Source organism: Pseudomonadota bacterium (assembly GCA_039815145.1).
In the GTDB taxonomy this organism is placed as follows: domain Bacteria; phylum Pseudomonadota; class Gammaproteobacteria; order Steroidobacterales; family JBCBZW01; genus JBCBZW01.
The window spans coordinates 1-6,971 of sequence record JBCBZW010000196.1 but is presented as its reverse complement, the minus strand read 5'-3'; the positions used below and the strand labels follow the sequence as shown (position 1 = coordinate 6,971).

General features: G+C 64.5%; 6 protein-coding genes. 2 read left to right on the top strand and 4 right to left on the bottom strand.

Annotated features, from left to right (window positions below):
• Positions 1–520 (top strand): hypothetical protein (locus AAF184_23940; protein ID MEO0425406.1); only part of this gene is annotated, 520 nt, incomplete at its 5' end.
• A gap of 45 nt (positions 521–565) precedes the next feature.
• Here AAF184_23940 and AAF184_23935 read toward each other — a convergent pair.
• The 4 genes from AAF184_23935 to AAF184_23920 all read right to left on the bottom strand — a co-directional run bounded on the left by AAF184_23935 (position 566) and on the right by AAF184_23920 (position 6,080).
• Positions 566–2,872 (bottom strand): TonB-dependent receptor, encoded by a 2,307-nt coding sequence (locus tag AAF184_23935; protein MEO0425405.1) that lies wholly within the window; start codon positions 2,870–2,872, stop codon positions 566–568.
• 2 nt (positions 2,873–2,874) lie between these two features.
• Positions 2,875–4,278 (bottom strand): DUF3179 domain-containing (seleno)protein, encoded by a 1,404-nt coding sequence (locus AAF184_23930; GenBank protein ID MEO0425404.1) that lies wholly within the window; start codon positions 4,276–4,278, stop codon positions 2,875–2,877.
• 4 nt (positions 4,279–4,282) lie between these two features.
• The gene (locus AAF184_23925; GenBank protein ID MEO0425403.1) at positions 4,283–5,101 is read right to left on the bottom strand and encodes a hypothetical protein; all 819 of its coding nucleotides are present in this window, start codon (positions 5,099–5,101) and stop codon (positions 4,283–4,285) included.
• Between the two features lie 163 nt (positions 5,102–5,264).
• The gene (locus tag AAF184_23920; protein MEO0425402.1) at positions 5,265–6,080 is read right to left on the bottom strand and encodes a DUF547 domain-containing protein; all 816 of its coding nucleotides are present in this window, start codon (positions 6,078–6,080) and stop codon (positions 5,265–5,267) included.
• Between the two features lie 506 nt (positions 6,081–6,586).
• Between AAF184_23920 and AAF184_23915 the strand changes: the two genes are divergently transcribed.
• Positions 6,587–6,971, top strand: a 385-nt coding sequence (locus AAF184_23915) for an integrin alpha (GenBank protein MEO0425401.1), incomplete at its 3' end; no start/stop codon positions are given.

Genomic DNA, 6,971 nt, shown 5'->3' with positions numbered 1-6,971 from the left:
CAAACTTTCCTTCACACACAGCCTGCCGGGACGCGCACTCCAGATGAATGCCGGTGCGCAAATCGCCAAGGGAGACTGGCTGCTGTTTCATCACGCAGATTCAGCACTATCAGGTGCAGGCGTGCAGGCAATCGGCGAACTGCCCGCTGCTGTGAACTGGGGAGGATTTCGCCATCGATTCACCCCCAATAACTGGAAGCTGCGCTTGGTATCACTGGCGCACAATTTGCGTTGCCGACTGGAGGGGGCAATTTACGGCGATCAATCGATGTTCGCACGTCGCGAGTTTTTCCAGAGTCTCGGCGGTTTTCCTGAGGCGGAGCTGGAAGACCTGAAATTTTCCGATCTAGCGTTGCAGAAAGCGCCTTCCTGTTTGCTCCCTCACTATGTAGACACCAGCTCCCGGAAGTTTCTTGATATCGGAGAGTTCAAAGCGCTATGGCAGGTGGTATCCATCGTGTATCGCTACCAGCACGAGAAGCCTGTAGGTAACGAGTCTTTCTTTAAACCTTATCGCTAGCCTGCGTCTTATCCGCGCCGGTCTGCAGGGTGATCGGGCTACCGCTCAGCGGCGCCAGATCACCTCCAGCCCCCAGGTACTCGGTTGATTGAAGATGCCCGAGAAATTGTTGAAGTCGATGGCGCTGACCGTGCCGACCGCGTCGGTGATGTTGCGGCCAAAGGCGGCGAACTCCCACGGGCCGCGCCGCCAACCGGCGCGCACGCCGCCTTCGGCGTAGCTGTCGGCAGTGAACTCCACCGACTCGTACAGGAACACGTTGGCGTCGCTGCGGTAGGCCCAGTCCGTGACCGCAAAGGCCTCGCCACCGCCTAGGGGACGGGCGTAGCTGAGGATGCCGTTGACGATCCACTCCGGCGCCTGGGGGAACGGATTGCCGTCGATCAGGGCGCCGCCGGTGACCGGGTCGATGGGATCGAGCACCGTGCAAGGGCTACCGCAGATGCCCACGGTGAGGTCCTGGTCCTGAATCTCGGTGGCGTTGAAGGAGAAGCCGCCGGTGAAGGTTAGGCCTTGGCTCAGAATCACGTCCAGCTCAGCCTCGACGCCATAGCCCACGCCGCGGTCGGCATTGAGGAGTTGGTTGAAGTTGCCGGCGCCGCCGATGGCCGTCAGCTGCTGACCGTCGATCTCGTAGTAGTATCCCGTCACGTTGGCGCGCACGCGATCGTCGAACAGCACGCTGCGCACCCCGGCCTCGTAGGAGATCAGCTCCTCGCTGTCGGCCGTGGTCACCACATCGCCGAACAGGAGGCGCCCCTGGATGGACGGGGAGCGAAATCCCGTGGCCACGCGGGCAAAGGTGGAGACGTCGTCGGTCCAGGCGTAGGTGAGGCTCACGTCCCAGGACAGATCTTCATCGCCCACCTGCACGGCGATCGGCTCGAGGGCACCTGCCTCGCCCACGAAAGGCGCGATCGGGCGCACGGCGCTGAAGTCCTTGGCGTCGTCCGTGTAGCGGGCACCGCCGGCCACGGTGATCTTCTGCGTTAGGTCGTAGGCGAGGGCGGCGAACACCGCGCGGCTGTCCGTCTCCTGGGTCTGAAAGGCCTCGCCGTTGGGTGCGCCGCCGGCGAGCGTGTCGAAGTTGAAGCTGTCGATGTCCAGCTCCTCATCGAAGGCGTAGAAGCCCACGGTCCAGCGCAGGCGCTCGGCGCCATCGTTGGCCAAGCGCAGCTCGTGGCTGACTTGGCGCAAACCGTCGATGGCATCAGCGGTCTCGGCGGGAAACGGTGGCACGAAGCCGTCTGGGAACGCATCGCTGGTGAATACGGCGCCGTCGCCATTCACGGCGAGGGGCCCCGAGTTCTCGAGGCCGATGAAGGCCGCGCCAAAACCGCCGTCTACATCGCCGCGAGAGAACAGATCCAGGGTCTCCACCCCGCCCACGTAGGTCAGCTCGACGCCGCCGAGGGCGTAGCGGGCCTTGAGGGTCAGGCCGCGGCTGTCGAGATCGAGAACGCTGTCCGCGGCGGCGTCGGCGAAGCTGACTTGGCGGTCGAAGCCGGGGCGAGGTTCGCGCGTACCGACGGCGAAGGCGTTGGCCTGGAAGCTGGTCTGCCCGCCCGCCAGATGTCTGCCGTGCAGATTGAGCAGCAACGAAAACGCATCGCTCGGCTCGAAGGCGAGCTGCGCCCGCCAGGCGAACTCGTCGAAACCGCCGGCATCGCCCGCCTCGCCGAGCACCTGGTTCCGGATGAAGTCGTCGCGACGCTGGTACAGACCGGACACCCGTACCGACACGCTGTCACTGAGCCCGCCACCGGCGGCGCCTTCCACCTGCAGGGCATCGAAACGACCGAAGCTAGTGGTCAGGTAGGCGTCGACGTCCTGGCTCGGCTGTACGCTGTTGAACTTCAAGATACCGGCCGGCGTGTTGCGCCCGAACAGCGTGCCCTGAGGTCCACGCAGAAGTTCGACCTGGGCCACGTCGAAGATGGGGAAACCCTTGAGGGCAGGATTCTCGAACACCACGTCGTCGTAGATGAACGATACGGGCTGGGAGGCGTTCAGGTCGAAGTCCGTGTTGCCGAGACCGCGGATGTACGCGCGCGGGAAAATGCGGCCAAAGGAGCTCTCTAGCGTGAGACTGGGCAAGCGTGCCGACAAGAACTGAATGTCGTCGCCAGCGCTGCCGATCAGTTGCAGCTGCTCCTCGTTGAGGGTGGCGACGGAACTGGGGACTTCCTGCAGGTCCGTGGCCCGCTTGGTGGCGGTCACCACGACGGTCTCGATGTGCAGATCCTCGGTGGCGGATGAGTCGGCCGCCGACGCCTGGGCGAGCCCATCGCCCGCGCTGTGCAGGGCCAACGCGGCCAGGCCACAGCGGGCCATTCGGCGCGCGCCTGCCATGGTCACCTGGACTCCGGCCACAGCCGGGTGCCGGGATGGAATTGCGACCAAGCGAACCAGAACGCCTGGTGGGTGCCGAGATCGTTGCCGCTAGCATCCACCGCGCGCACACCCAGGGCGTCCAGGACAACCTCCACGCCGTCGACGTGCACGCTCTCCCCGGCATCCAGGGCGGCGACCAGACTGGGCACGTGGAAGGCCAGGGGCGAGCCGCCGGGAGTGATCACGCCCAGCACGTCCTCCTGCACCGGCAGGCGTGGATCGACGTCGCCGATGGGGAAGATCGGGCCGTTCGCATCGCGACCGTTGCGGAAGTCGAAATTGCGCCCCAGCGCCAGGCGCTCCACCAACACCGTGGTCTGGGGGTGGGCGGCCTTCCAGGCGCTCCAGGTGGTGGTCACCACGCTGGCCTGGGTCAGCTGCACCCCGCGCTCAGCGAGGGGCCCGGCGACGGCCGTCCCGAGGAAGGTGTCGAACACCGTGTGCGTGGTGAGGTCGTACATCACCTTGTTGGCGCGAATCAGCAGCCCGGACGTGCGCAACACGGGGCGCTCGACGCCGTCGGGCAGTCGATCCGTAAACCACGCCTGAGCAGACCCGCACAGGGTGCAGTAGGGAATGCCCAGGTCACGTCCGCCCAGCGTGTCGTTCACCATCTCGCGCACTTCCATGATCTGCCGCGGATAGGCGCGATACTCGCCGTTGATGCCGATGCCAAAGACGATCGCATCGTCATCCAGCCAGGTGGCCTCCTCGGCGCTGCTCACCGGCGGATTGTCGGCGGCGGGGATGCAGTTGCACGGCGCATCCGTCTGGTCGAAGGCACGATCGTCGATGCGCACCCCACCCCAGGTCACGTGGCGCCAATCGATGTCCCCTGGGTGGAACAGCGCTTCCCACTCGGGAAACACCGCGGTGTAGATGGCGCGCTTATAGCGCAGATAATCCGGCGGCGCGGCGATGTCCCAGGCGATCAGGCGCTCCGTGACGTCCTGCCAGGCATCGAAGGGGTCCAAGTGCACGTCCAGCAGGCTGTTCAGGGCCAACACCAACTCAGCGATGAGCTCCGGATTGGTGATGAATCTCATCAGGTCGAGGATCAACCAGGCCTGGCGAGGGTCGCCCGATGCACCGATGACGCGGATGGCCTCGCGCTGCGCGTCTCCCCAGCGGTTGTTGCCAATATCCCCGAAGCTGGCGTCCAGCGCTGCCTGCAGCTGCGGACTCGGCGCAGCGCTCGGCACCGCGGGGGGCGTGCCGAACTCCCGCGCAGTGCCGCGCGGCAGGGCGGCGCGAGCGAGGGCCGTTCTGGCCGGCGTCTTCGCTTGCGCGGCGCTGGCGGGCAGGGAATACGCCAGCCCCACGAGCGCGAGGGCAAAGACGGTGGCGAGGGTAATGATACGCACGTGCTTACCGGCCTCGCTTGAGGGCGTAGACGTAGCCGAACTGGATGGCGTCGCCATCGAGGATGTTGTCGCCGAATACCGAGCGCGTGTACGTCACTTCCAGGGCGTGACCATTGTTGAAGTTGTAGCCGATCGACGCCTCAACACGGCCGAGATCGAAGGCGTTGGGGAAGTTGGGGTTACCGCCCTCGACGAAGTCCACCTGCGTGCTCTCCACCGCCTGGATCACGTCGAGCTTGGCTCGCAGGTAGACGTTCTTGCTGGCGTCGAAGCCATACTCGACGAGGTAGCGGAGCTCATCGCTGGGCTCCTGCAGGCGCACGCGATAGCCCACTTCCGCGCCGAAGTAGCCGAAGGGGTGCAGCGACTTGCCCAGCTGCAGGCGCCCCTCGAAGTCCGACTGACCGTTACCAAGGGGAAGCTCGGCGTCCTCGCTGTAGAGGAACGGCAGCTTGTAGAGGAATTGCGTGGACAGCACCCAGTCGCTGTTCACGAGGTTGTAGCGCAGGGCCAGGTCCACGTCGCCCACGCCGAAGTTGTCCGTATCGCCCGTGAGCGAGTCGTTGGAGGAAATGCGCACGGGGAGCTGGCCGATGAGCGTGAGGTTGTCACGCAGGCCGTACTCGCCGTAGTAGTTCACGGTGATGTCTTCAAACTGCTCGAAGCCATCCGCACCAGGGCCAAAGGTATCGTTAGCCCAGAAGTAGTTGGCCGCGAACTTGTTGTAGCCGTCACCCCGGGGCAGGGTCCAGGCGCCCGCGTGGGCGTTGTAGGGGATGAGGGCGATGGCAGAGACGGCACCGAGGGAAATTAGTCGATGCACGTGTAGCACTCTAAGAGCTAACAAGCTCGCGTGCATGGCGTTCTCCCGAAGTCACTCAAAATCGTGAGCGAGGAAACTACGGGAGGCGCATAACGAATTCATCCGCGCTCGGAGAGAGGCACTATTCCTGAATGGTAGAAATCCAGATAGGCGGAGCGACCGATTACTGGGCCGCGTTCAGGTTCCAGTCGTAGTGGTAACGCACCTTGCCCTCGTACCTTGCGACCTCGTCGCCGAGGGTCTCGTGATGGCGGGCGATGTAGGCGAGTAGCTCGGACTCGTCTGCGGCAAAGTCGTCCGCATACCATGAGAAGATCTTTGACAGTCTTAGGCGACCGCGGGCATCGAAGGCCACACTGCGCTCATGGTTGATGAAATCCCGCTCACCGCGAGCGAGCAACTCATCGAGCGTATCGGCAGTGTAGGCGGTACGAAGCAGATTCGGGCAGCCGAGACTCGCGCAGTTGATCGCGTAGTGGATGCGAGGATCCGCGAAGAGCGAGCGAAGAATGCGATGCTCGATGTCGTTGAGACTGATCTCCTCTCCCGCGATCGTCAGCAGCGGATCTCCCCAGGGGCCGATGCTCAGGAGCCCGGTGCCCATGCGCAGGATCGAACCCTTGCCAGGGTTTCTCAGCACCACGTCCACGGTGAGTGCGTTGTAGAGGTTGATCCAGTAGGCGAGTTGCTCCGCCTTGCGCAGGGTGCGTGGGTCTATGGCCGTGAGCGTGTCGATGTAGGTCCGCAGGGCTTGGCGGTCGGTCGCGGAAACGCGGGAGTAGGTCACTTTGTTTACGCCGCTGCCGTCCTCCACCACGTAGCTGGCGAGGAACTCTCCCCAGGCTGCATGCTCGATGGAGGTGGGGTTCGCTTCGTCGCTCTGATCCCACAGGGACCATGGCTCGGCATCAGGTGCAGCCTGGAGCGGCAGGGTGACGAACAGGCTGGCTAGCGTAGCGGTGAGTAGTAGCGCGCGCATGGTAGTCCTTTGCGGTGATGGGTCGACGCGCCCCGATGGCGCGGGTCTACCTGTCGGATCGGCGCGCGGCCGTGGGTCCCCGAGGCGTGGGTGATCGCCGGGAGGCCGGCGAGGACGAGGGCCAGCATGAGTCGGTGCAACATCGTCTGATGGGCTCCGCTGTGCACGATCGAAGGAGGTTGGAGCGTCAGCGCAGCTAGCGTATCGAAAGATCCAGAATCGCCGACGATAGGCGCGCAATCCCGCTCCAGGCCGGCACGGTAGCGCGTTGAGCGAGGCGCAATCCTCCCGAAACGTGATAGATGATCCGGGCGGACTTGGGAGGGCTGCGGCATCGAGGTGGGCGGGCACCTCATTGCAGCGTCATCGAAGCAGAGCCGCGCCAGGGACTACGCAGGGGTTTCCTAGTGACCCCATCAGCTGCATTATCTCGACTGTGGGAGAACTACTGCCCGGCTCGCCAGCCGAACCAAGGGCGCACAATAAGTAAAACCGAGGAAGATGCTATGGACAGCACCTGCCGCCACTCCGCCGCTCGCTCGATTGTCGCCCTGCTCACACCGTTGCTACTGCAATGCAACGCTGCACACGCCGAGTTTCCCGCGCGCTTCGAGTTATCCACGTTGTTCAGCGCCAACGGGGGTGACGGCTCGGTCGGCGTTGTGTTCCTGGGCGTCGCTGAGGACGACCGCACGGGCTGGTCCGTCGACGGCATCGGCGACATCAATGCCGATGGCTTCGACGACCTGTTGATCGGCGCCTTCGACGCGGAGCCGAACGGCCTGGAGGCGGCGGGCGCCGCCTACGTGGTCTTCGGCGAGCCGGCGCTGCCGGCCGAGTTGCCCCTGGCGGATCTCGACGGCAGCAACGGCTTCGTCATCGAGGGCGCCT